Source organism: Streptomyces sp. HPF1205 (assembly GCF_020400825.1).
GTDB lineage: Bacteria > Actinomycetota > Actinomycetes > Streptomycetales > Streptomycetaceae > Actinacidiphila.
On sequence record NZ_JAINVH010000013.1, the window covers coordinates 135,861 to 158,079 of the forward strand.

Annotated in this window: 21 protein-coding genes; 10 read left to right on the top strand and 11 right to left on the bottom strand. The window is 70.8% G+C overall.

Translation table 11 applies throughout. From position 1 onward, the window contains the following. Positions 1-7: 7 nt before the first annotated feature. From K7G61_RS17150 to K7G61_RS17170, 5 genes are all read right to left on the bottom strand, one after another. A complete protein-coding gene (locus tag K7G61_RS17150; protein ID WP_225847736.1) occupies positions 8-1,246 on the bottom strand; it encodes an RNA polymerase sigma factor in 1,239 nt (412 codons plus the stop codon). Then, positions 1,243-1,599: a YciI family protein gene (locus tag K7G61_RS17155; protein ID WP_225847737.1), complete on the bottom strand. Its 357-nt coding sequence runs from the start codon at positions 1,597-1,599 to the stop codon at positions 1,243-1,245. Before K7G61_RS17155 ends, K7G61_RS17150 begins: the two co-directional genes overlap by 4 nt. A gap of 559 nt (positions 1,600-2,158) precedes the next feature. Next, entirely contained in the window at positions 2,159-2,479 is a 321-nt protein-coding gene (locus K7G61_RS17160; protein ID WP_308190651.1) for a VCBS repeat-containing protein, read from the bottom strand. Positions 2,480-2,649: 170 nt separating this feature from the next. Further along, positions 2,650-5,667, bottom strand: coding sequence for a vWA domain-containing protein (locus tag K7G61_RS17165; protein ID WP_225847738.1), 3,018 nt, complete (start codon positions 5,665-5,667; stop codon positions 2,650-2,652). A 381-nt stretch (positions 5,668-6,048) separates the two neighbouring features. Next, positions 6,049-6,543, bottom strand: coding sequence for a MarR family winged helix-turn-helix transcriptional regulator (locus K7G61_RS17170; protein ID WP_225847739.1), 495 nt, complete (start codon positions 6,541-6,543; stop codon positions 6,049-6,051). Positions 6,544-6,646: 103 nt separating this feature from the next. Between K7G61_RS17170 and K7G61_RS17175 the strand changes: the two genes are divergently transcribed. Together K7G61_RS17175 and K7G61_RS17180 are read left to right on the top strand one after the other, a co-directional pair. Further along, positions 6,647-7,345, top strand: coding sequence for a DUF4386 domain-containing protein (locus K7G61_RS17175; RefSeq protein ID WP_225847740.1), 699 nt, complete (start codon positions 6,647-6,649; stop codon positions 7,343-7,345). A gap of 50 nt (positions 7,346-7,395) precedes the next feature. Beyond that, entirely contained in the window at positions 7,396-8,160 is a 765-nt protein-coding gene (locus tag K7G61_RS17180) for an SDR family NAD(P)-dependent oxidoreductase (protein ID WP_225847741.1), read from the top strand. Between the two features lie 269 nt (positions 8,161-8,429). Here K7G61_RS17180 and K7G61_RS17185 read toward each other — a convergent pair whose 3' ends face one another. Then, a complete protein-coding gene (locus K7G61_RS17185) occupies positions 8,430-10,601 on the bottom strand; it encodes a TerD family protein (protein ID WP_225847742.1) in 2,172 nt (723 codons plus the stop codon). Between the two features lie 470 nt (positions 10,602-11,071). On the opposite strand from K7G61_RS17185, the gene K7G61_RS17190 reads away from it, so the two are divergent. Next, positions 11,072-11,797 (top strand): SDR family oxidoreductase, encoded by a 726-nt coding sequence (locus K7G61_RS17190; RefSeq protein ID WP_225847743.1) that lies wholly within the window; start codon positions 11,072-11,074, stop codon positions 11,795-11,797. A gap of 37 nt (positions 11,798-11,834) precedes the next feature. Here K7G61_RS17190 and K7G61_RS17195 read toward each other — a convergent pair whose 3' ends face one another. Further along, positions 11,835-12,638: an enoyl-CoA hydratase/isomerase family protein gene (locus K7G61_RS17195; protein WP_225847744.1), complete on the bottom strand. Its 804-nt coding sequence runs from the start codon at positions 12,636-12,638 to the stop codon at positions 11,835-11,837. Positions 12,639-12,980: 342 nt separating this feature from the next. Here K7G61_RS17195 and K7G61_RS17200 point away from each other — a divergent pair, with 342 nt between their 5' ends. Both K7G61_RS17200 and K7G61_RS17205 read left to right on the top strand, forming a co-directional pair. Next, on the top strand, positions 12,981-14,012 hold the full coding sequence (locus K7G61_RS17200) for an LLM class flavin-dependent oxidoreductase (protein ID WP_225847745.1): 1,032 nt from the start codon (positions 12,981-12,983) through the stop codon (positions 14,010-14,012). An 18-nt stretch (positions 14,013-14,030) separates the two neighbouring features. Further along, on the top strand, positions 14,031-14,741 hold the full coding sequence (locus K7G61_RS17205) for an NADPH-dependent F420 reductase (RefSeq protein WP_225847746.1): 711 nt from the start codon (positions 14,031-14,033) through the stop codon (positions 14,739-14,741). A gap of 186 nt (positions 14,742-14,927) precedes the next feature. On the opposite strand, the gene K7G61_RS17210 is transcribed toward K7G61_RS17205, so the two are convergent. Together K7G61_RS17210 and K7G61_RS17215 are read right to left on the bottom strand one after the other, a co-directional pair. Further along, complete coding sequence (locus K7G61_RS17210; RefSeq protein ID WP_225847747.1) at positions 14,928-15,488, bottom strand: NADPH-dependent FMN reductase; 561 nt, start codon at positions 15,486-15,488, stop codon at positions 14,928-14,930. 209 nt (positions 15,489-15,697) lie between these two features. Continuing rightward, on the bottom strand, positions 15,698-16,543 hold the full coding sequence (locus K7G61_RS17215; protein WP_225847748.1) for an alpha/beta fold hydrolase: 846 nt from the start codon (positions 16,541-16,543) through the stop codon (positions 15,698-15,700). Positions 16,544-16,770: 227 nt separating this feature from the next. Between K7G61_RS17215 and K7G61_RS17220 the strand changes: the two genes are divergently transcribed. Then, positions 16,771-17,262, top strand: coding sequence for a MarR family winged helix-turn-helix transcriptional regulator (locus tag K7G61_RS17220; protein ID WP_225847749.1), 492 nt, complete (start codon positions 16,771-16,773; stop codon positions 17,260-17,262). A 149-nt stretch (positions 17,263-17,411) separates the two neighbouring features. Here the strand turns inward: K7G61_RS17220 and K7G61_RS17225 are convergent, their stop codons facing one another. Both K7G61_RS17225 and K7G61_RS17230 read right to left on the bottom strand, forming a co-directional pair. Further along, entirely contained in the window at positions 17,412-17,771 is a 360-nt protein-coding gene (locus K7G61_RS17225; protein WP_308190652.1) for a MarR family transcriptional regulator, read from the bottom strand. A gap of 183 nt (positions 17,772-17,954) precedes the next feature. Beyond that, a complete protein-coding gene (locus K7G61_RS17230) occupies positions 17,955-18,557 on the bottom strand; it encodes a helix-turn-helix domain-containing protein (protein WP_225847751.1) in 603 nt (200 codons plus the stop codon). Between the two features lie 143 nt (positions 18,558-18,700). On the opposite strand from K7G61_RS17230, the gene K7G61_RS17235 reads away from it, so the two are divergent. The 4 genes from K7G61_RS17235 to K7G61_RS17250 all read left to right on the top strand — a co-directional run bounded on the left by K7G61_RS17235 (position 18,701) and on the right by K7G61_RS17250 (position 22,218). Then, positions 18,701-19,687: an alpha/beta hydrolase gene (locus K7G61_RS17235; protein WP_225847752.1), complete on the top strand. Its 987-nt coding sequence runs from the start codon at positions 18,701-18,703 to the stop codon at positions 19,685-19,687. 304 nt (positions 19,688-19,991) lie between these two features. Beyond that, positions 19,992-20,576, top strand: a complete 585-nt coding sequence (locus tag K7G61_RS17240) for an RNA polymerase sigma factor (protein WP_225847753.1) — start codon at positions 19,992-19,994, stop codon at positions 20,574-20,576. A 110-nt stretch (positions 20,577-20,686) separates the two neighbouring features. Continuing rightward, a complete protein-coding gene (locus K7G61_RS17245; RefSeq protein WP_225847754.1) occupies positions 20,687-21,478 on the top strand; it encodes a hypothetical protein in 792 nt (263 codons plus the stop codon). Then, on the top strand, positions 21,475-22,218 hold the full coding sequence (locus K7G61_RS17250) for an ABC transporter ATP-binding protein (protein ID WP_225847755.1): 744 nt from the start codon (positions 21,475-21,477) through the stop codon (positions 22,216-22,218). Before K7G61_RS17245 ends, K7G61_RS17250 begins: the two co-directional genes overlap by 4 nt. The last annotated feature ends 1 nt before the right edge of the window (position 22,219 follow it).

Consider the following 22,219-nt stretch of genomic DNA (forward strand, 5'->3'; position numbering starts at 1 on the left):
GCGGTCTTCACCAGCGCAGGTTCGACCGGGCCTCCGCGAGGCGTTCGGTGAGGAAGCCGCGTTCGGCGTCGTTGTCGCTGAGGAGGAGGGCCTCTTCGTACGCCTCGACGGCCTGCGGCCATTGGTGCAGTTGCCGCCGGAAGTCGGCGCGGGCGGCGCTGAGGTAGGCGTAGGCGGCCAGGGCCGGCTCGTCGGACAAGGCGGCCAGCGCGTCGAGGCCGGCCTGCGGGCCATCGCGCAGGCCCAGCGCCACGGCCCGGTTGAGTTCGACCACCGGTGAGGGCCACAGCCTGTACAGGACGTCGTAGAGACCGATGATCTGCGTCCAGTCCGTGTCCTGCCAGGTGGGTGCTTCGGCGTGGACGGCGGCGATCGCGGCCTGAACGGCGTACCGCGTCGGCGGCCGCCGACGCAGCGCGTCGGTGAGCAGCGCGGCGCCCTCCTCGATGAGTTGGCGGTCCCAGCGGGTGCGGTCCTGCTCCGACAGCACAAGCAGCCGGCCGGTGCCGGACAGCCGGGTGTCCGCCCGCGCGTCGATGAGCAGCATGAGGGCGAGCAGGGCACTGACCTCGGCGTCGTTCGGCATGAGCAGGTGCAGCATGCGGCCAAGGTCCAGAGCGCTGTCCACCAGGTCGCGACGCACCAATTGGGCGCCGACCGGCGCGGTGTGGCCGGTGGTGAAGACCAGGTGGACGACCTCGAGGACGACGCCGACCCGCTCTGCGAGCTGGTCCGGCGACGGCACGCGATATGGGATCCGGGCCGCGCTGATCTTCTTCTTGGCGCGGGTGATCCGCGCGGCCATGGTGGCTTCCGGCACCAGGAACGCGCGGGCCACCTCGGCCGTCGACAGCCCGCACACCAGCCGCAGCGTCAAAGCGACCTGGGCGTCGCGGGACAGGGCCGGGTGACAGCAGGTGAAGACCAGTCGCAGACGATCGTCGTCCAGGGCGTCCTCGGGCCCAGGCACCGAAGCGTCCGTCACGAGCAGCGGCAGCGACCGCCGCCACAGCTCCTGACGGCGCAGCGCGTCCCTGACCCGGTTGCGTGCGGTGGTCGTCAGCCACGCGCCGGGCCGGTCCGGGATTCCCGAGACCGGCCAGCTTTGCAACGCCTGCGTGTACGCCTCCTGCGTGCACTCCTCCGCGAGGTCGAGGTCCCGGGCCAGTGCGAGGGTGGCGGCAAGCACCCGGGCCCAGTCGCGGCGGTGCGCCTCGGCGAGCGCCGCGACGACCTCATGAGTCATCCGTGCTCCACCACCGGGCGGATCTCCACCCCGCTGTGACCGGCGGTCGCCTCGTACAGATGCTTGGCCAGCCCCATCACCTCGTCGAGATCACCTGCCTCGATCAGGTAGTAGCCGCCCACTGCTTCCTTTGTCTCCAGGAACGGCCCGTCCGTCACGGTGAGCCGCCCTTCGGCATCTGCGCGCAGTGTGGTGGCAACGCTCGCCGGCTCCAGCTCGTGGGTGTCGAGAACCGCCGCCCCGGCCGCCGCGACGAGGGCACGGTGCCCTTCGGAAAGCGCCCGCCGTTCCTGATCGGACATCGCCGCCCACTCCCGCTCGTCGCCGTGAATGAGAAGCAGGTACTTCGCCATGTCAACCATCCTTTCGCCTGCGGCCCTGAAGGGCTCGCCTACTGGTACGACGAACACGGCGGGCTCGGAATCGACAGTTCCGCGGGGATCTCGTCCCAGGTCCCGGCCGGGCGCGGACAGACGACCACCGCCCCGTCGCCTTCACCCCGAAAGGCACCGTCTGAACCAGACGTCGGGCCGGTCCGCGGGCCGGCCGCGGCCCTCGGCCGGGTGTGCGTCACCTCGATCCGCACACCGTACGGCAGCAGGAACACTCGGTGAACTGCCGGACGGCAAGGTGTCGAGCCGGGCGGGCACCCCGCGCGGTACTGCGGAACACCATGGCCGGCCGGGCGTCGGGCGCCGCGACCGGCACCCCCCGGTGGCGCTGCTCGCTGTCCTTGTCCCGGATATCCGCACACGGCCTGTCCTTCGAGTGCTGATCCCCGTGAGTGGGTGCTCGCCGCCGAACCGCCACCGGCCCGGCTTCCAGCGGGGAAGCGGGACAGGAGAGGAAGCGGCGATGAGCCCGGCGACCTTGCGTGGGCCCCCGCAGGCAGGCGAAAGCCCACGCGGTAGGTCAGAAACCGCCGCTGTCCAGGCCCCACCAGTCGGCGTTGTCCCGCTCGCCCGGCCGCAGACCACCTGTCCCCAGCCCCTCGTACTGAACCAGCCAGTCGCCGCTCGTCGCCATCGGGTCCGCGCGGCCGTCGGCCGACCAGTCGCCGACGGCGATGAGCGAACTCATGGCGTTCCATCCGCCGGAGCCGATCAGCACACGGGAACCAATGGATCCCGTCCTGCCGGGGTAGAGCCACAGCTTCCCGGTGGACGCCTCGCGGGCGATCAGGTCGGGTCGGCCGTCGCGGCTGAAATCACCGTGCCGGGTCAGGGCGTTCATCGCCTTCCAGCCCCCGGAGCCGATCAGACGGCCGGTGCCGTCACCAGGCGCGACACGGATCCGGACCCAGGACTCCGAAGTCGGTATGGCATCGGTATGGCAACAGGGCCCCGCGCGCAGTGAGGGAACGAGCCTCGCGCGGGGCCCTGTATCGGGGGTGCGGCGGACGATCAGGACAGGGCGGGCCTCACCTCCACCGCCGCCAGTCCCCAGCGGTCCGGGAGCGGTTGGGTGAGGCCGATCGTGACGTGCGTGCCCGCCGCGACCACCGGACCGGCCCCCTGGACCCAGTAGGTGTCGTCCATCCGGGTGTCGGCGTACTGCACGAGAATCCGCTGCCCGGACTTCGGCGTCAGGCGCAGGGCGCTGCTCCAGTCGTGGCCGGCGGCCTGGACGAGCGCGCCGGGGACGGTGGTGGTGACGGTCGCCGAGGGCGTGCCGCCGCGGCCGGAGGCGTGCGCGGTGGCGCCGACCGTGGAGGCCGCGCCGGTGTAGGCGACGACGGTGATCGCTCCGTCGTAGCCGCGCCGGGCCAGCGACGCGGTGACGGACGCGGAGGTCACGGGGCTGGTGGCGTACGCCTGCCAAACCTCGGCGGTGCCGATGCCCTTGGCGTTGCTGCGGGCGGCCCGGGTCCACGTCAGTCCGCCGCCGGTGACCCGTGTGACCTGCTGGGTGCCGTCGGCGGGGCCGTCGGCGCTGACGTAGGCGAGCAGCAGTTCGCCGCCGTGGCCGGTGGTGAGTTTCGGCGAGACGAGCGGGCTCGCGGATTTCTTCTCGACCGCGCTGACCGCTTTGTCGATGGCGACGGCGCCGCCGCTGCCGGCCGTGACCACGACCCGCGTGGTGCAGGTCGCGGTGTTCCCGGCCGCGTCCTTGCCCTGGTAGGTGAGCGTGTACTGCGCCGACGGTACGGCCCGCAGCTCGCCGGAGGTGTCGGCGGTACCGATGTCGAAGTCCTGGACGTCACCTGCGGGTCCGCCCGTGACGGAGGTCAGGGTGAAGCCGGCCGGCCCCGAGGCGTCGTCGGTGACGGTGACGTCCGTGGTGACGGGCACCATCCGGCTGTCGGCGGGCTGGATCAGCGCCGGACTCGCAGGACAGGCCACCGTCGGCGAGGTGGCGTCGATGACGGCCGTCCCGACCGGGTCCGAGCCCTCCCCGACACCGGTGTTGGCGGACGGCGAGGCGTCGGTGGCCTGACAGGAGATCTCGTGCTCGCCGTCCCCGGTCACGGTCAGGGTACGGCCGGCATTGCCGGATGCGTCGTGGGTGAGAGGGCCGAGCGTGAGACCGCCGCCGTTGTCGGCGCAGTCCAGCGAGGCGACGCCGGACTCGTCGGTGGCGGTGACCGATCCGGTGACCGGCGCCTGCGAGGCGTTGAACACGCCGCCCTGGGCGTCCGGCGGGGTCGGCAGGTGGACCGTCACCGTCGGCGCGGCGACGTCGCCGGTGGGCGGTGCGGCCGCGATGGCGGTGATCGCGTCGACCAGCGCCTGAGCGACACCGCCGGCGGTGTCGCTGTCGAAGACCTTGCCGCCGGTGCCCTCGGCGAGCGCCGTCTCGAACGCGGTGGCGGACGGGTCGCCGCCGACGAGGATCGGGTAGACCGACGCCGGGTCGACGGCCTTGGCCGCGTCGATCACCGACTGCTGGGTCAGGCCGCTGTGCGCCTCGGGGTCGTGGCCGGGTGCGTCGCCCATGACGATGATCGACTTGCTGCCGCCGTTGCGCCAGGGGAAGTCCACCGCCCGCTTGATGCCGGACAGCATGTCCTCGGGGATGTCGCAGCCGCCGCCGACCTTGCCGGGCAGCGTGTCCAGTGCGTCCACGATGTCGCTGTGCGAGTTGCTGAAGGGCAGATCGGTGGTCGCGTCATAGGGATCCGGTGGGCAGGAGTCCGGATCGGGTGAGTCGACGTCCTTGTAGTCGACGACGCCCACCCGGTAGTCGGTGAGCCGGACGAAGGGCACGTTGCCGCCGGCCGACAGGTCGTCGAGCAGGGCGTCGGCGTTGGAGACCACCTGGTCGATGTACGGCGCCATGCTCCCGGTGGTGTCGATCGCGAAGACCAGGTCGACCTTCGGCACGTCCTGGGTGATGGCGAGGATCATCTTGTGGGCCCGGGCGTCGCCGTACTGGTGGCTCAGGCTCTTCCGGAAGTCGACCCACTGCTGGCGGGTCTCGGCGACGGCGGCGTCGACGGCCCGCTTCTCGTTGTCGAGGATCACTCCGCGGTGGGTGCGTTCCTGGGGCAGCAGCCCGAGGGAGACCGACCAGGTCGGCGGATCGACGCCAGTGTCCACGTTGATGATCGCCTTGTCCTTGTTCATGCAGGCGTGCCGGACCAGCGTGTTCAGCGGCGTGCAGAAGTCGGTGAAGAAGCTCTTGTAGTAGCCGGTGGTGAGGTTCGGCGGGATTTTCTTGGGTCCGGTGTCGGACAGGTTCATCAGCTCGCTGGGCGCGGACTGGCTCAGACCGGGCGGGTTGGTGGGCCCGATCGGCTCGTCGGGGTCTGACCGGTCCACGTAGTTGCTGTGCGAGTAGAAGTCCTGCACGGTGTGCAGCGCGCGCCCGAAGTCCTCGATGACGTCGCACTTGGCGTTGTGCCGCGAGCCGGAGCCGTCGACGTTGAAGGAGCAGCCCAGGCTGATGTCGACCTGGTCGCCGCGCAGCACGTCACCGCTGTCCAGGAGTTGACCGGCGGCGGTGACGCCCTGGTCGTAGCGGGCGCGGGCGTGGTCGATGCAGCCGTTGATCGCGTTGTCGCGGGCGGTCCGGTCGTGCGGGTACCCGGGGACGTCGAGGAAGTCGGCGTTGTCGCAGTGCGCCTCCGCGACGTCCGTCTCGTCCCAGTCGGGCGCGCCGACCGCGCCGAACGTACCGAAGTGGCCCGCCAGTTGGCCGAGTGAGTCGGGCTCGAAGCAGGATCCGTCCGATTTCTTGCCGGCCCCGCAGGCGAGCGCGGCCCGGGTGATCTGTTCGTGTTCCGCGTGCTGCCCCAGTTCGGGGCTGATGACCGTGCCGAAGGCGTCGGCCTTCGGCGCGTACACCCAGGTGGGCACGGTGAGAGCCGTCAGAAGTAACGCCAGCGCGGCCAGCGCCCCGGCGATCCTGCCGCGCCCGGCCGGTCCCGTGGGCCCGGTTCTCCGTCTCCCCCTCCCCGCCGCGGTCCTGGCGCCGATCATGGTCCGTTGTCCTCCCCGCATGGGCCGCCCCCCTGGCGTCCGTGGCCTATGTTCCGGCCGTCCGCGGCAGTCTCCGGCCGTGGCCGCCGATACCTCGCGAGCGCTCACAATACGGACGCACCGCACCGGACGAGGGCGATCCGCTCCGGATGGTCACATCGTCTACAGGCCCGTCGTACGCGAGGGTGACGGCTGCGGGAACGCGGTGCCCGAAAGGACGCGCCGGAGCGGGCGGATCGGACGAACGCCCGGACCGGACGATGCCGGCGCGGCCCGCGCCCGCCCGCCGCCGGGCTCACCCGCCGCCCGGGGGCGGCTCCCGGGGCGGGTCGGCCCGGTGCGCCGGGTCCACGCGGTCAGGGGCGGGCCCGTGGGCGCGCGTCACATGGCGCGGTAGCCCGGGTGCACTCCGGGGTGGAGCCCCTCCTGGTCGGCGATGCGCCGCAGCAGTGCGGCAAGTTGCCGATGCTCGTCCTCGGTCAACGACTGGAGCAGCCGCCGCTCGTGGGCCATGCCGACGTCACGCACCTTCCCCAGTAGCGACAGCCCTTTCGGTGTCAGGTAGAGCGCGTGCAGGCGGCGGTCCTCGGGGTTCTTGCGCCGCTCGACGAGACCGCGCTCCTCCAGTGCGTCGACGAAGGCCACGAACCGGTTCTGGGGCATGCCGAGCGCGTCGGCGAGCGCGCGCTGGCTGCGCCCGGGGTCCGCGGCAAGCACCCGCAGGAGGCCCGCCTGCGGGGGCGTGAGGTCGAGGGGCGCGAGGGCCTGGGCGAACAGGCCGGCGGCGTGCGTGCCGAGCTGGGTGATGAGGAACGCCGCGCCGGGCTGCTGCGGTCCGGAGGGGCGCGGCCGTTCCTTCTCGTTATCGATTCCCATGGCATGAGCGTACCTGTTGACAATCATTCAAATATGGAATCATTCTTTCTCGTACACGGCCTGCCGGAGGGCACGGCCGTCCCCATGCATACGGAGGACCCCCATGGTCGCCACAGCCGGTACCGGCGTGACCGCATCGAAACGCTCGGGTCGACGCCCACAGATCGGCCCGCCACCACTCGCGCCGGTCCTCGCCTTCACCGTCCCGACCATCGGTTACGTCGTCGTGAACCGGTCCACGCCGCACTTCGACGCTTCGGCCCGCACCGTGCTCGTCTACGACCTCGGGCACGGCACGGCGCTGAGGCTGGGCTCCGCACTTCTGCTGGCCTCGGCGATAACGCTCGTCCTCATGGCGGCGGTCCTGTACCGGCGCCTGCGGACGCTTGGGATCACCGCCCCGGGCCCGGCGATCACGCTCGTCGGCGGTATAGCCGCCGCGATCATGCTGACCGTGTGCGCGACGGCGTCCTACGTCTCCGGGCGGCTTGCCGGGGGCGCCTCCCCAGCGCTGGCCAAGGCAATCGCCGACCTGTCGTTCTTCTCCGGCGGCCCTGCGTTCGCCGTGATGTTCGCGCTGCTGGTCTTCGGGCTGTCGGCGACCGGGCTCAACGCCGGCCTGCTGCCGAAGGTCGCTACCGTCCCCGGACTGGTGATTGCCGTCGTCGGTGTGCTCGCCGTGCTCTCCCCGGTCGCGTCCGGGTTCTCGTACCTCGTGCCGGTGGTGCGCTTCGGGGGCTTGGTGTGGCTGATCGCCGTCGCACCGATGCTTCCCCAGGTTCGCCGCCGGGCCACCGCCTGACCACCACCCGTAGAACTCCGCAACCTCGGAACTCCGGAAGGAAACGTACGTTGATCGCCGTTTACCCCGACCTGCGCGACAGGTCCGTCCTCGTCACCGGCGGATCCCGCGGCATCGGTGCGGCCACGGCCCGGGCGTTCGCTGAACAGGGTGCCCGCGTCTGCGTCCTCGGTCGCGACGCCGAGGCCCTGGAATCCGTGGTTTCCGAGATCACCCTCGCGGGGGGCACCGCGATGTGCGCCCTCGCCGATGTCAGCGACGCCGCCGCGCTTGCCCGGGTGCATCAGGAGGTCGTGCACGAGTTCGGCCCGGTGGACGTCCTCGCGGCTTTCGCGGGCGGTCAGGGGCTCGCCGTCCCGACCCAGGACCTCGCCGAGGAGCGTTGGCACGAGGTGCTCGACTGCAACCTCACCTCGGCGTTCCTGACCGTCCGTACCGTGCTGCCAGGCATGCTCGAACGCGGCTCGGGCGCCATCGTCACGATGTCCTCGACCGCCGGACGGCAGCCGGAGCAGGTCAACCTCGCCTACGCCGTCGCCAACGCCGGGCTCGTCATGCTGACCCGGCACCTCGCGACCGAGATCGGCCCGCGCGGTGTCCGCGTGAACTGCATCGCACCGACGACGGTACTGACGGAGAAAGTCCGGAAGCACATGCCGCCCGACATCCGGAATCGGGTCGCGGCGAGCCACCCGTTGCGCCGCCTTGCGACACCGGAAGACGTCGCGCGCACCGCGCTGTTCCTCGCGTCGGACGCCTCTTCCTACCTGACCGGCCTCACCCTCGATGTGACCGGTGGCCGCGTAACAGGCTGACGGATCCGGTCCCCGGCGCACCAGGCCGACCGGTAAGGCAGCCGGGTGGACGACCCGAGGACGCCGAGTACCTGAACGGCATCATTCTTCCGGGGCCGAAGCCCCTGATCAGGAGTGCCCGTCACAGCGGATCAAGGCCGGTTCCCGCCCCACCTGGCAATGCCTCGGTGAGGCGGGAAAAGGCTCGGTGGCGAGGAGAGCGAAGGGGCTATTTTCAAGGAGTTTGAGAAGGAAGCCCGTTCATGGCCTCGCCACGGCCACGTTAGCAGTCAGGCGGGGATCAGGTCGCGCAGGTTTTCCAGGGTGATGATCCGCGACTGCGGATGCAGCCCGTCGGGCCGTTCCAGACCGATGTAGGTGACGGGATCCACCGGGACCGTTCTTCCGTCCCACTCGGTGACGGTCGTTGTGCTGCCGGACATCAGGCCGATGAGATGGCGGATGGTGAGCGGCTCGTGCTCGACGATGTCGCGCAGCAATACCGCGACCGTCACCTGGCTGCTTTCGACCCGGTTGGAGGTGGGGGTCCCTTTCAGGTACAGGTGCAGCCACTTGGCGCGCCACCGGCCGTCGGGCCCACGCAGGAACACCAGCGGCAGGGCGACCCGGCCCGGGCCGCGCAGCTCCGACTTCATCCGCACCGTACGTGGTTCGAACGGGCGCCCCTTCTGCTCCGCCTCGCGCAGCATGAACCCGAAGAAGGACTCCTCGACCTCCTCGAAGCCTTCCCCGGCGTAGATGTTGACCTGCGGAACGATGTACTTCGCCCGCACAGCGCCCAGCCGCAGGTTGATGAATTCCGAGGCCCCGTCGGGTGCGTCCGTGATGTCACCGGAGTGCTCGCCCTCGACGTTGCGCAGGTTGGTGTACGACAGCCAGGAATGGGTCGAGTAGTCGCCCTTCAGCAGCAGTGCCGACAGGTCGAAGTCGGTTCTGAGCTCGGTCTGCTTCCAGTAGACGAAGAAGCGCAGCAGTTCCCCGTCGACCGGAGACACCGAGCCGCGTGGCAGCACACCGAGCCCGGACGCGGTTGCTTTGCCGCTGAGCGGCAGCGCCACGTCCAGGATGTCCGGGTCGATCAGCAGGCGGCCGGTCGTGGGCAGCCGGCGGCGCAGCTCCGCCTCCAGGGCGGCGATCAGCCGCTTGCGCTCGGGCGCGGGCACCGGCGGGCGGGTGTCGTCGGTGACCCAGGCCCGACCGAGACGGTTGACGAACACCCGCCGCCGGCCGGTTCGCTCCGCGCGATTGTGCAGGTGTTCGAGCACCGAGAGCACAACGCGGCCGGAGACGCCGGAGACGACCTGCTCGGCGCGGGCCATGACGGCGTCGCGTTCGTCCTGTGTGAGGGCGTCGCGCAGCAGCTGGTCCAGGGAGCGGAACAGCTTGCCGGGCGCGGCTTTCAGCAGCTCGGCCGCGCCGGTGACGTCGCGCGCGGCGAGCAGTTCTTCCACTCGGCTGTCCAGGGAGGGCGCCGGCATCTCGCCGCGGGCGACGGCGAACACCTCGGCCGCGTGCGGCCACTGCGGGTACTCGTGCGGGTGCAGCCGTTCGCCGAGTCGTTTCCACATCTCGCGGTGGGCGTGCACGTCGGCGAGTTTGGCCGGAGCCGCGGTGACGACCGCGTCAAGGCCCGCGAGCAGCGCCCGGCGTATCGCGCGGGGAAGTGCCCGCAGCCGCGTCGGTTCCCGCAGGGTCACGTCACCACCGGCAAGCCCGCAGGCCAGCCGGAGCACATCGGTGACGGTGTCGAGCAGCGGGTCCGCACCGGCGGTCAGCCGGGCTTGGTTGACCACGGCCCGGTTCTCGCGCACGGGGATCTCCTCGGGCTGCGGCCCCTGCGCGCAGTGGCCGGCCAGGTCCTGCAGATCCCGCAGGCCGTCATCTCCCAGCGGTGTGCTGCTGCCCGCCAATGCCAGGTAGAGCGCGTGGAGTTCGTCCTGCGAGGTGCCGCCCAGGTGCAGGACGGTGATACGGTCGCCCGCCGCGGCGGTCAGCTCGTCGTGGCGGGCGAGCATCTCGGCGTACGTGTGCCCGTAGTTGCCGTAGGACGGGAGGGTGAGCAGGTCCACCAGCCCGTTGCTCAGCTGCCGGAGCGTGCTCGCGTGTGTCCGGTCGTCGGCGAGCGCCCCGGAGATGCACTGCATCCAGAAGTCGAAGGTGTCGGGCACGTTGGCCGGGAAGTCGATGAAGTACGCGTTGTGCCGGACGTGGTCGCCGACCATCTCGCGGACGGCGTCAAGTGTCCCTGCAGCGGTGTCGGCGACCGTGCCTTCGGACAGGCCCGACAGGTGCCGTAGCAGCTGCGCCGAGAGCTTGAAGCCCACGGACATCAGAGCCGCGTCGAACTGTCGCGCCGCGACACTGCCGTCGCCCCTGGGCCCTGCGGGGCGGGGGACGCGGAGAGTGTGCCGGATGACCAGAGGGTCGAGTCGGTGGCCCATTCCGGCATGGTTCCAGGGGCCGGCGAGCGTCCGCACCCGTATTTCGCGCGGCACGGAGTCCGAGGACGCGGCAAGGTTCAGCCCTGCGCACCGAACCCGGTGCGGTCCTTGCTTCAGCGGGCCGTCTCCGCGCCGACCATGGGGCGGACCGCCCGGCCCAGGACGTTTCCGGTGGCATCGGGCGGGAGACGCCCGATGGCCGGCGTCCTGGGCCGCGGTGATGATCGGTGGCCGCGTCGCGTCGCTGGATCCGCGCTGGATCGTGATCCGGTGCGGCCGTTGCCGCAGGTCGCAGACGGCGGTGGAGGTTCCGCTGCAACGTATGGACGTTGCGTTGGCATCGGGCCCGGCCCGGGTGGTGGCGCCCGCTCCGGCGAGATACGTTCGTATGCGACCGTTGCGAGCTGTCGTGCCGCATCGTGACCGTCGGCCCTCAGTTCTGCGCACCTCCTGCTGGGAAAGGGGCACGCATGAAGGTGAAGGGGTCCACAGCGCTTGTGACGGGGGCCAACCGAGGGCTCGGGGAGCAGTTCGTCCGGGCGCTGCTCGACGCGGGGGCGGCCAAGGTCTACGCCGGAGCCCGCGACCCGGCGAAGGTCACGGTGCCCGGAGTCGTCCCCATCGCGCTGGACATCACCGATCACGACGCGGTCCTCGCCGCGGCCGACCGGGCCCAGGACGTGGACTTGCTGATCAACAACGCTGGTTCCACGACCCGGGCGCACATCCTCGACGCCGCGCTGGACTCGTTCCGGACGGAGTTCGAGACGCACGTGCTCGGCACTTTGGCGATGAGCAGGGCATTCGCCCCGGTTCTCGGCCGCAACGGCGGCGGTGCGATCGTCAATGTTCTCTCCGTGCTGTCCTGGCTGTCGATCACTGCCAGCGCCGGATACGCGGCGGCCAAGTCCGCGGAATGGTCGATGACCAACGCCTTGAGACTGGCTCTTGCGGAACAGCGGACACAGGTCACCGCCCTCCACGTCAGCTACCTGGCGACGGACATGGCCGCGGCCGTCGAGGGGCCGAAGGCGGACCCCGCCGCGGTGGCCCGCGCGACCCTGGAAGGTGTCGAGGCGGGCCTGCGCGAAGTGCTTGCCGACGACGTCAGCCGGCGCGCGCAGGCGGCACTGTCCGAAGGGCCCGACGCGCTGTACCCGCAGCTGCGCGGCGGCCGGTCCCTGCTGACCCCATAAGGGGGCCGGTGACCGCCCGCACGGGGACGTCCGGCGATCAGTCGCTGTCGACGAGGTGTTCTCCGAGGTTGTATTCGAGTTCTCCTCGCTGTTGCATGCCCCGCTGCAGGAGCTTACGAATGCGCCCGTGAGCCTCCGGCCACGTCAGGGCTGTGCGAAACGTGTGCTGCCCGGCAGTCAAGTCGGCCGGGGCGGGGAGAGTGGAACGGTTGACGAGAGCCTTGACTTCGGCCAGCGGCTTGCGGTCGAACGAGGCGATCCTGAGGGCGACGCGTTCCACATAGGCGTCCAGTTCGGCATCCGGAAGCGCCCGGTTGATCCAGCCGTACCGCTCAGCCGTCTCGGCGTCGAAGTCGTCGGCTCCCGCGATGATCTCCAACGCGCGTCCCCGCCCCACCAGCAGCGGAAGCCTTGCGGTCGCTCCCCCTCCTGGCGTGATGCCCGCCCCTACCTCCGGTTGCCCCAGGACGGCCTTTTCCCTGCTCGCGAAGCGCATGTCGCAGGCAAGGGTGAATTCCGAGCCGACACCTCGTGCGCGGCCACGGATGGAGGCGATGCTGATGACGTGAGAACGGGTCATGCGAGCCGCGATGTCCAGCCACGCGGGGCCCGTGTACGGCTCCTTGGGGGGCACCAGATCGAAATGCGCGAGAAAGAATTCGGGATCCGCGCTGTCGAAGACGATTACCTTGAGTTCGTCATTCGCTTCCATCTGATCGACGAGGTCTCCCAATGCCGCGAAGAACTCGTAGTCGACCAGGTTGATGGGCGGCTTGTCGAAGGTGACGCGCCAGTAGGACGGGGAGCGTTCGGACAATCGGAACGGGGAAACAGCGTTCATGCACCGCAGCTTACGAGGCCCTTTACGTTATGTCTCCGCGGTGCCGCGGGTCCGTTCGGTCGACGATGCAGGGCGTCGCGGCCGGCCGGGAGCGGATCGGGTACGCCGACGACCGCCACCGCGGTGGCTGGGCCCGAATGAGCGGAGCCTTCGCCCAAGGCACCGACGGGACGCTATCTGCTTGACTCGTCAAATACATCAGGGCATGCTTGACGAGTCAAGTACATTGCTGCGCGGGTGGTCGTCCGGCCCGGAGCCGCAGGCGGAAGGAAAGGCCAGTCCTCAGCGTCAGCGCCCGTGACCTGCGGTTGAGCCGCTCCGATCTGAGCAAGGAACTCACACATGTCTGAACTCGTACTCGGTCTGGACACGTTCGGCGACGTACCCGAGGACGACTCGGGCGCACTCGTCTCCCATGCCCGGTCGATACGTCAGACCGTCGCCGAGGCCATCCTCGCGGACGGGGTCGGCGTCGACGTGCTCGCGCTCGGCGAGCACCACCGTCCGGAGTACTCGGTGAGCACCCCGGAGACGGTGCTCGCCGGCATCGCCACCCGCACCGAGCGCATCCGCCTGTCCTCCGGCGTCACCGTGCTGAGCTCCGACGACCCGGTCCGGGTCTTCCAGCGGTTCTCGACACTCGACGCCCTCAGCGACGGGCGGGCCGAGGTCATCCTCGGCCGCGGCTCCTTCACGGAGTCGTTCCCCCTGTTCGGCTACGATCTCGCCGACTACGACGTTCTTTTCGAGGAGAAGCTCGACCTGTTCGTGCAGTTGCTCAAGGAGCAGCCCGTCACCTGGCAGGGGACCGTGCGGCCGCCGCTGGACCATGCGGAGGTCTACCCTCCGACGGAGTCCGGCCACCTGACGACCTGGGTCGGCGTCGGCGGTTCCCCCCAGTCGGTGGTGCGCACCGCCCGTCACGGACTCCCGCTGATGATCGCTGTCATCGGCGGTTCCCCGAAGCGCTTCACGTCCTATGTCGATCTGTACAAGCGCGCCGCGGCGCAGTTCGGCACCACCGCGCATCCGGTCGCCATGCACTCGCCCGGCTTTGTCGCCGACACCGACGAGGAGGCCCGCGAGGCCCACTGGCCGGGTTACCGGGTGATCCGAAACCGCATCGGCGCTCTGCGAGGATGGCCGCCGATCCGCCGGGAGGAGTACGAGGCCGAGATCGCACACGGCTCCTTGTACATCGGTTCACCCGAGACGGTCGCGCGCAAGATCGCCCGAGCCGTCGGCGAACTCGGCGTGGGCCGGTTCGACCTCATCTACACGGCGGGCTCGCAGGCGATCGGCGCTCGCCTGCGTTCGGTCGAGCTGTACGGCACGAAGGTGATCCCCATGGTCCGCGACATTCTCGCCGGCTGACCGGTGAAAGGAGACGGAGTGGACGTGGACGACGTGCGCACGATCGGCATTCTGGGCGCCGGCAAGGTGGGAACCGTGCTGGCCCGGCTGGCGATCGCCGCCGGCTACCGGGTGCTCGTCGCGGGGTCGGGCACACCGGACAGCATCACGCTCACCGTTGAGGTCCTGGCCCCCGGCGCGGTCGCTGTCACCGCGGCCGAGGCGGCTGACCGGGCGGACGTCGCCATCCTGGCGCTTCCCTTGGGCAAGTACCGCAGCGTCCCCGTGGAGGCGCTGCGGGGCAAACTCGTCGTCGATGCGATGAACTACTGGTGGGAGGTCGACGGAGTCCGTGACGACTTCACCGACCCTCCTGCCTCCACCAGCGAGATCGTTCAGGCGTTCCTGCCGGAATCGCGGGTCGTCAAGGCGTTCAACCACATGGGTTACCACGACCTCGAGGACGGTGCGTCGCCGCGAGGCGCGGTCGGGCGCAAGGCGATCGCCATCGCCGGTGACGACTCGGGAGACCTGGCCGTGGTCGCCGGCCTGGTCGACGCACTCGGCTTTGACCCTGTCGACGCCGGCTCGCTTGCGGAAGGCGTGCGGCTGGGGCCGGGAAGCGAGCTTTTCGGCGCCAACGTCGGCGCCGGTGAGCTGCGTGCGATGCTGGATCGGTTCCCCGCGTCGGAGCGCGGCAGGGCGGTCGCGCAGGCTCGCGCCGTCACGCCCCCGCGGTCGCCGACGTGAACTGAGGCCGGTGCCCTCCAGCCGCCCGGCACCGTACCAACGAGACCGCCGGCCTGCGAGCGTACGTGTGAGTGGGGCGGGAGGTGCCCGACGCCGGAGTCTCACCGTCGGCTGCGAGGCCGGCGATGAGACACCGGCGTGCGGCGGTCGCCCGCCGTCGCGGGTACTCCTGGTCGCGCCGGTTCGTTACGCGGCGCGGAGCGGAGCGAGGGCGCGGCTCCAGGCCAGGACCTGGTCGAGGGTGGTGTTCAGCGCTTCGACCTGGAAGTCGCCCGGCTTGAGAACGCTGAAGTTCTCGAAGTCGTGGAAGAGCGAGAGACCGACCTGTGCGCGTACGTCGGCCATCTGGAGCTCACCGGCGATGAGGCGCAGGTGCTCCACGGCGCGGGCGCCGCCCATGGCGCCGTAGCTGACGAAGCCGACCGCCTTGTTGTTCCACTCGGCGAACAGGTAGTCGATCGCGTTCTTCAGAACGCCGGACGTCGAGTGGTTGTACTCGGGCGTCACCATGACGAAGCCGTCGAGCGAGGCGATCTTCCGCGCCCACTCCTGGGTGTGCGGCTGGGCGTACTGGCCCATCGACGGCGGCAGCGCCTCGTCGAGGTGCGGAAGCCTGTAGTCGAGGAGGTCGACCAGCTCGAACTCGGCATCCGAGCGCTTCGAGGCGACATCCAGCACCCAGCGGGCCACGGCCTCGCCGTTACGGCCGGGGCGGGTGCTGCCCATGATGATACCGATCTTGGTCATATCGGAACCTTTCGCAGGGGTGGCCCGTGCCGCCCCAAAGTAATTGACTGTACAAGTAATCTACCATAGAAGTTGTCGAGTCAAGTAAATTGGGTGCGCCGACCGAGCCCTCCGGTCGCGGCGGGGACTTCGCGGAGGGCCTTGTCGCCTACGTGCACCGTGATCAGGTGCGAGCCCGATGGGAGCCGGCGTTCGGGTCGGCCCCTGGGTCAGCGGTCGGCGGTGGAGCGTGCGGCCTGCTCGATCAGGCGCGTCACCGCGCCCGGCCGGGAGACCGAGACGGCGTGGGACGCCTTGATCTCGGTGGTGTGGGAGTGGGCCCGCCGGGCCATGAAACGCTGTGCGGCGGCCGGGATGTTGAGGTCCTGGGTGGTCACCAGGTTCCAGGAGGGGATGGTCTTCCAGGCGGCCTCGGTTGCCTCTTCTTCGAGGGCGGCCGCGGCGATGGGGCGCTGCGTGGCGGCCATCAGGTCGCTGACCCGCTCGGGGACGTCGGCGGCGAACTGGTGGTGGAACGCGTCGGTCTTGATGTAGAGGTCGGTCCCGGTTCCGCCTGTGGGCAGCGGGAAGGGCACGGCGTTCAGGACGGATCCCAGTGTGCTGCCGGGGAACTTGTTGGACAGCCCCAGTGCGGTCTCACCCTTCTCGGGAGCGAAGGCGGCGATGTAGACCAGCGCCTTGACGTTCGGGTCGTCCGAGGCGGCTTCGCTGATCACGGCGCCGCCGTAGGAGTGGCCGGCGAGCACGACGGGCCCGTCGATGGTCTTGAGGAAGCTCTTGAGGTAGTCCGCGTCGTAGGTCAGGCCGCGCAGCGGGTTGGCGGGGGCGACCACCGGATAGCCGTCGTGGCGCAGGCGCTCGATCACGCCGTTCCAGCTGGAGGAGTCGGCGAAGGCGCCGTGCACCAGAACGACCGTGGGCTTGACCGACGGTTCGTCTCCGGCCGTGGCGTCGGCCGGAGACACGGAGGTGAGGGAGTAGGCGGCGACTGCGGCCACGGCCCCGGCGACGGCGACGCGCTTGCGGGTGGGGCGGAGGGCGGTAGGGACGTTCATGGCGGATCTCCTTGCGTGAGAGGCGGCGTGCCGGGACAGCCACCGGGCGATGTCCTCCACTCGGGGAGGACGAAGAGAAATCTAGCCTCCGCACTACTTGTGTGCAAGTCTCTTGTGCACGAGATAAATGGAGGCCAGTGTATGGTGTTTCTGTACATGGTGGCGCAATGTCCGAATTGACAGTGTTACGCCAGGTGGCGCGACGACCTGGACGCGAGGAGCCGACGATGAGTGACCACACCAGTGCGACCGAGCAGCGTGACCCCGTCCCGCTTCTGGACGATCACCTGTGCTTCACGCTGTACGCGGCCTCCCGCGCGATCACCGGTGCCTACCGGCCCCTGCTCGAGCCGCTCGGCCTCACCTATCCGCAGTACTTGGTGCTGGTCGTCCTCGGTGAGCACCGCACGGTGACCGTCAAGGAACTGGTGGCCCTCCTGCAGCTGGACTACGGGACCGTCACCCCGCTGATCAAGCGCCTTGAGGCGAACGGCCTGCTCAAGCGGCAACGCCAGGCGGACGATGAGCGGGTGGTCCACGTCGAGCTCACCGCGGAGGGCCTCGCGGTGCACAGGCACCTGTCCGGCATCCCGCCCGTCATCGGGGAAGCGGTGGGGCTGACGCCGGATGAGATCGGCACGCTCCAGGACCTCGTGCGCCGCCTGACCGTCCATGTGAACCGTCACAACGCAGGCACCCCGGCGCGTAGGACGTCCTGACCCCTGGGCCCCGGCGGAGGCTCGCTCGCCGCCCGCACCCGTCAGGACCGGTGGTGGTGCTCCGTACCGCGTGTGCGTACGGCGGCCCCGGGGCCGAGCGTCGGGCGGCGGTCTGCCGTCGACTGCCACCGTCGACGGGACAGGGCTCGTCAGGTGGCGATGTTCCGCAGCGCAGCGGCGAGTTTTTTGAGGTCCAGACCTTTCAGGTGATCCAGGAAGTGACGGCGCACCGCGGCCAGATTGGCCGGCCACGCCTGTTCGAGACGGGCGAAGCCCTCCTCGGTGAGGACGGCGTCGGCCCCACGAGCGTCACGGTCCGATTTGACGCGCCGGACGAGTCCCTGACCTTCGAGCCGGGTGACCAGGCGCGTCATACCGCTGAGGGACATCTCGACCGCCGCGGCGAGATCACTCATGCGAAGTTTGCGATCCTCGGCCTCGGAGAGATGCGCGAGAGCCAGATATTCGGCCAAAGACAGGTGCTGCTCGCGCATCATGTCGGCGTCCATGGCACGAGGCAGAGCGTAGATGACGCGACTCAGTGCCCTCACCACGGCCTCTTCGTCCGCGGTGAGGGGCTTCGCTGCTTCCGGTCGCCCTGCAGTGCCTGCCATTGCTCCCCGTTTTCCGCTCGCCGAAGGGACCGGTGAAGAGGTTACCGGCGAAGTGCCGACCGGGTCGGCCAACACTTGCTACCGGGCCCTGGGGCCGGGGGCGGGCGGGGTGCGCGGTCGCAGGCGCTCTCCCTGCGGCCCGAACATGATCAGGTACTCGACCGGGCCGCTGCCGGCGTTCGCGACCCCGTGGGGATCGCGGGTGTCGAACTCGGCGACGTCCCCGGCACTCAGGACGAGGTCCTGGTCGCCGAGTGCGAGCCACAGCCGCCCGTACAGGACGCACAGCCATTCCCATCCGTCGTGGGAGGCCTGCCGGGGCCGGGCGGGCGGCTCCTGGACGGCGGGCAGGACGTGTTTGTGGGCGTGCAGGCCCCCCACGTACCGGGTCAGCGGCAGCACCGCCTTGTCGTCGCCGAAACGCTGGAGCGCGGAGGCGCGGGGCTCGGCGGCGGGAGCGGTGCCGGCCAGCTCGTCCAGAGAGACGCCGTACTCCTTCGCCAATCGCAGCACCACTTCCAGGGTGGGCTTGCGTCGGCCGGTCTCGATCCGCGACAGCGTGCTCGGGGAGATGCCGGTCGCGCGGCTGACGCCGGTGAGCGTGGAGCCGCGGTGTTCGCGTGCGGCCCGCAGCCGGGGGCCCATCGCCGCCGGCGTGCCGGCCACGTCGTCGCCTGTCACCCGCTCTGCCCCTTTCGGACGTGCCGCTTCACCATCCTGTCCTGCAAGTTTGCCAGCGTGGCAAGGGTTGTCGCGGTGGACGGTCGCCGCGCCGCATGATCGATGCGTACCCCGCGTCCACCCGCGAACCGGGAGAAGATCCCATGCAGCCCGAGCCGTCCGCCGCACTCCGCCACCGCACCGTCGAGGCCCCTGCCGGGCGCCTGCATCTGGTCGAGCAGGGCACCGGCCCGCTGGTCCTGCTCGTGCACGGCTTCCCCGAGTCCTGGTACTCCTGGCGCCGCCAGCTCCCGGCCCTCGCCGCGGCCGGCTACCGGGCGGTGGCGCTCGACGTGCGCGGCTACGGCCGCTCCTCCAAGCCCGCGCGGACCGATGCCTACCGGATGCTGGACCTGGTGGAGGACAACGTCGCCCTCGTGCACGCCCTCGGCGAGGAGGACGCGGTGGTCGTCGGCCACGACTGGGGCTCCAACATCGCCGCCACCTCCGCCCTGCTCCACCCCGAGGTCTTCCGGGCCGTCGGCCTGCTGAGCGTCCCGTACGCGCCACCCGGCGGCCCCCGCCCCACCGACGTCTTCGGCCGGATCGGCGGCCCCGAGCAGGAGTTCTACGTCTCGTACTTCCAGGAGCCCGGCCGTGCCGAGACGGAGATCGAGCCTGACGTGCGGGGCTGGCTCGCGGGCTTCTACGCCGCCCTGTCCGCCGACACCATGCCCGCCCAGGGCGAACCCGACCCGCACTTCGTCGCCCACGGCGGCCGGCTGCGTGACCGTTTTCCCGCCGGCATCCTCCCGGCCTGGCTGGCCGAGGACGACCTCGACGTCTACGCCGGGGAGTTCGAGCGCACGGGTCTGACGGGCGCCCTCAACCGCTACCGCAACATGGACCGCGACTGGGAGGACCTCGCCCCCCACCGCGGAGCCCCGATCAAGCAGCCGTCCCTGTTCATCGGCGGCGCCCTGGACGCCTCCACGACCTGGATGTCCGACGCCATCGACGCCTTCCCCACCACCCTCCCCGGCCTGACCGCCTCCCACCTCGTAGAGGGCTGCGGTCACTGGATCCAGCAGGAACGCCCCGAGGAGGTCAACCGTCTGCTGACCGGCTGGCTCACCACCCTCACGGGTTGAACCGCCGGGCGCGGCCGGGGTTTCCGCACACGCAACAGGTCGGCCCGCGTACCCGAGCGCAGCGGCTACGGCCGGGTGCCGCATACCCGCGACTGGACCGGGTTGCACGGCCGATGCGCGTACTGCCCTGGTACCCAGGGGCGGACGGACCGGGACCCGAACCGGCGACCGGGGCCGGAACCGCGGACCCGGCCGCCGGTGCGGTCGGTCGGCCGGTGAACGGCGTGTCCGGCCCGGCGTCCGGTTCCTGAGACGTTTCCCGTCTTCGTGAACCGCGCGCGCACGCGCGGCAATAGAGGGAGTGATGGACGACGACGAGCTGATCGCCCGCCTGGCCGGCGGTGACGAGAGCGCGCTCCGCGAGCTGTTCGGCCGGCATGCGCCGTGGCTGGCGGCCCGGTTGCGCACGGCGCTGCCGGCCCAGGATGTCGAGGACGTGATGCAGGAGACGTTCCTGGCGGTCTGGCGCAGTGCGCGGGACTACCGTCCGCAGGGATCGGCGGGCGGCTGGCTCTGGGTGATAGCCCGCCGGCAGGCCGCCGGGTGGCTGCGCCACCACGGCCATGACGCGAGCCCGGTCGACACCGCCGCGCTCGACGACACCGCTCTCGACGGAGCCCTGGCGGCGGCCGGACGGGCTGCCGCCCGGGACCCGATGGAGGCCGTGATGGCGCGGACCGACCTGGCCGCCGCCCTGGCGGTGCTCGGCCCGCAGGGCAGCCCCGAGCGGGAGGTGTGGCGGCTGCTGTACGTGGAGGATCAGCCGGTCGCGCAGGTGGCGCGGGCGATGGGTGTGCCCCAGGGCACGGTCAAGAGCCGGGCCCACCGGGTGCGGCGGTTGATGAGGACGGCGCTGGTCGGGCGTGCGGCGCAGGAGGAGGGACTGTGAGGGAGGCGCCCCATGACGCGGACGGTACGGGTCCGGGCGGCACTGCTGAGGGCGGTAGGGCTTCCGAGGGTCCGGACGGCGTGGCCTCGGACGGCGGCCGCCCTGGCGACATGACCGCGGATGGTACGACGTCGGACGGCGTGGCCCCGGGCGTCGTGCGCTCGGGCGGCACGAGTCCGGGCGCCGTGTCGCCGGGTCGCACGGTTCCGGACGTCGCGGACCTGGGCGGTGTCGACCTCGACCGGGTGTGGGTGGGCGTGGCCGCTCGGGTGTGGCGGCGCGAACCCGGGTGGGCCGAGCGCCTGGCGGCCCGGCTGCTGCGCTCGCCCGGGCTGGCCCGGGCGCTGCTGACCACACCTTCGCTGCTGCTGCCATGGCTGGTCGCCACTGTGGTGGTGTTCGCCGCCGGGGCCGCGGCGACCGCCGGGACCGGGCAGCCGGTGGTGGCGCTGGCCGCGCCGGGGCTGGCGGGGGCCGCGGTCGCGTACTCGTACGGTCCCGGACTCGACCCGGCCTGGGAGCTGTCGCGCACCATGGCGGTCAGCGACCGGATGGTGCTGCTGGCCCGGGTCCTCGCGGTCTTCGCGGTCAACGCCCTGCTGGCCTCGATCGCCTCGGCGGTGTCGCCGGCCGCGGCGGGCATCGCGTTCGGCTGGCTGGTGCCGATGGCCGCCGTATCGGCCCTCGCCCTGGCCGTGGCCACCGTGACCGAGTCGGCGAACCGCGGGGTCGGAGCCGCCCTCGCCGCCTGGACGATCACCGTGACGGGGAGCCGGTCCGCCACCGGGCAGTTCGCGGCCGCCGTCACCCGATCCGCCCTCGTCCTTCCGTATCTGGCGATCGCCGCCTGCTGCGTCGCCGTCGTACTGCACTCCACCAGGACCACGAAGGGAACCCGGTGAACATCGAGATCACTGACCTGACCAGGCGGTTCGGCCGCACCCGGGCCGTGGACGGCGTGGACCTCAGGACGGGGACCGGCGTGTTCGGCCTGCTGGGCCCCAACGGCGCCGGCAAGACCTCGCTGCTGCGGATGCTGGCCACGGTCATCCCGCCGAGCTCCGGCAGCATGCGCCTGCTGGAGCGGGACCCGTCCGCGCACGGACCGCGCCGGGAGATCCGGCGCAGGCTGGGCTATCTGCCGCAGAACCTCGGCTACTACCCCGGGTTCACCGTGGTGGACTTCGTCGAGTACTTCGCCCTGCTCAAGGAGATGCCACCTCGCCAGGTGCCCAAGGCGGTCGCAGCCGCGGTGGAACGGGTCGGTCTGGGCGGCAAGGCCAAGGCGAAGCTGCGCACCCTGTCGGGCGGGATGCTGCGCCGGGCCGGGATCGCGCAGGCGATCGTCAACGAGCCGGAACTCCTGCTCTTCGACGAGCCGACGGCCGGGCTCGACCCGGAGCAGCGCGTCGAATTCCGGTCGCTGATACGGGAGTTGGGACAGGAATCGACGGTCGTTGTCAGCACCCACCTGGTCGAGGACGTGGGCGCCGCCTGCGCCGAGGTCGCGCTGATGCACCAGGGCAGGGTCGCCTTCCAGGGCACCCCCGACGAACTCGTCGCCCGCGGCAGGGACCACGGCACCGGCGACGCGCCACTGGAGCGCGGTTACAGCGCGGTCCTCGCGGCGGCGCGGGCATGAG